Below are 1,908 nucleotides of genomic sequence, written 5' to 3'. Positions count from 1 at the left end.
TTGCAAATTCCCCATAACTGAGTCCCGGTGTCGCGGGTTCGGTCTTCCCAGACTTTCGTACGCCTCGCGGCGCCCGAAACCCTTCAGGGGAGCTGAAGATCGGCTATTGATGAGGAAAAATCAGGAAGCTGACATTCGCATGAAAAAGGCTTGGGGGCTTGTTCCATCTGTCTATTTTCACTTAATTATAGCATTGAAGTCGTGCTAACCCAACGACGGTCCACAGTTCTTCGTATTTTAATATGGAAAGCAATACATGAGTGACTTTGTTTTTGAGGTATTCGTTCCCAATGGCACTCCTACACATACTTACGTAAAGAGAATCAAAGAAAAAAACGAAGAAAAGCTCAGCGCTGCGCTCGATATGCCGAAAATGGTGATCTCCATATCTGGCCCCTCCAAAACTGGCAAGACAGCTCTAGTTGACACCATAATAACATCAGAGAAGATAATTCCCGTTACCGGCCTGTCGCTTAGCTCTTCAGACGATCTGTGGCGATCCGTGATGCGATGGATCGGTGGCCCAGAGGAAATCGAAAAAATCAATGAGCGGGTTCTCAAAGCAGGCGCAGCTGGGAAGGCAAGTGCTGAAGCAGGAGTGATTTTCGCCAAAGGAAAGGCTGAAGGGGAGCTGAACGGGGGCATTGAGTTCGCCACATCGACGTCACAGAAATACGGCGTTGAGTTTTTTGAGGCTGTGGTAAAAGAGCTCAGTAAAAGCGAATTTGTCGTATTCTTAGATGACTTTCATTACATTGCTAAAGACGCACAAGTCGACATCGCCAAGTCCATCAAGGCGATTTGCGAGCGAGACGTTCGCATCTGCATTGCTTCTGTCCCACACAAATCAGATGACATGGTTCGAGCCAATGACGAGTTAACGGGCCGTATAATTTCAATAATATTTGAATATTGGACTATTACAGAGTTGAAAATGATCGCTAACAACGGCTTTTCGGCTCTTGGGGTTGATATTTCGCCTAGAATAGTCGAGGAACTCGCGATCGAAGCACTTGGCTCGCCACAGCTTATGCAGTCTCTATGCCTGAACTTATGCCTTGAGAAAGGCCTCAGAAACAAACAGGCTATGGAGCAGAGAACCGAAGTTTCTGAAATAGAGTTTCGCGCCGCCCTCGAGCGAACAACGCTTCAAACTAATTATTCGCGGGCGGTTGAAAAGCTGCATACCGGCGCGAAAGAGCGTGGAACCCAACGTAAAGAGTTTAAGCTAAAAGACAAGTCCACCGGCGACGTATATCGAGCAATTCTTCTTGCCCTTGTCGAAAACCCTCCAAGGCTGAGCTTTGATTACGATGAAATTATGGAAAGAATAAAAAGTGTCTGTACGGAAGAATCTCCTGTGGGGTCCAGTGTCCAACTCGCCCTTAAGCAGATGGACGGGATCGCAAAAGAGATCAATAAAGACAGCCCTGTCCTAGAATGGGATGATAACAAACTTGAGGTCACCAACCCGTACTTCATGTTTTACCTGCGGTCTTCTCAGAAAGTAGCTCAAATTTATAAAAGAAAGTTAGGAATGGTGTAATCGACGAGCTTCGTTTTTACCATTGATTGAATGCTCGTCGTCAGACGCGCGTGGATGCTCGCCGCGCTGCGTGCGAATGTCGGCTGATAAACTCCGAATTAGTCACGTCCGCTATTGGGGGGACTGATGAAAGCGCCCCATGTCTGATATGAGGGCGACTGCCGTCTGTCCACTTAGGTTTTCTCGTCGACAGCAGCCACATCGGCTTCCAACAGGCAGTCTTAGGCAGCTCCATCAAATCATGACATGGGCCACGAGACACCCCAACGCAGCGGTCCCAAAGACCCCAAAGCGCAGGAAATGCCGCGCTGATCCCAGAAGGGGCATATCTGAAGATATGCCCCGCAGTTCCCGTGCAGCCC

Annotated in this window: 1 protein-coding gene; it reads left to right on the top strand. The window is 48.5% G+C overall.

Annotated elements, in window-relative coordinates; genetic code table 11:
* Positions 1–256 precede the first annotated feature (256 nt).
* The gene (locus DY926_RS14205; protein WP_116703965.1) at positions 257–1,546 is read left to right on the top strand and encodes a hypothetical protein; all 1,290 of its coding nucleotides are present in this window, start codon (positions 257–259) and stop codon (positions 1,544–1,546) included.
* The last annotated feature ends 362 nt before the right edge of the window (positions 1,547–1,908 follow it).

The sequence above is a fragment of the Komagataeibacter melaceti genome (genome assembly GCF_003403295.1).
Taxonomy (GTDB): Bacteria; Pseudomonadota; Alphaproteobacteria; order Acetobacterales; family Acetobacteraceae; genus Komagataeibacter; species Komagataeibacter melaceti.
This window is presented reverse-complemented; position numbering and strand designations above follow the sequence as displayed.

Coding starts and splice junctions, on each gene's coding strand:
- DY926_RS14205 (WP_116703965.1), top strand. CDS start 257: ATGAGTGACTTTGTTTTTGAGGTATTCGTTCCCAATGGCACTCCTACA.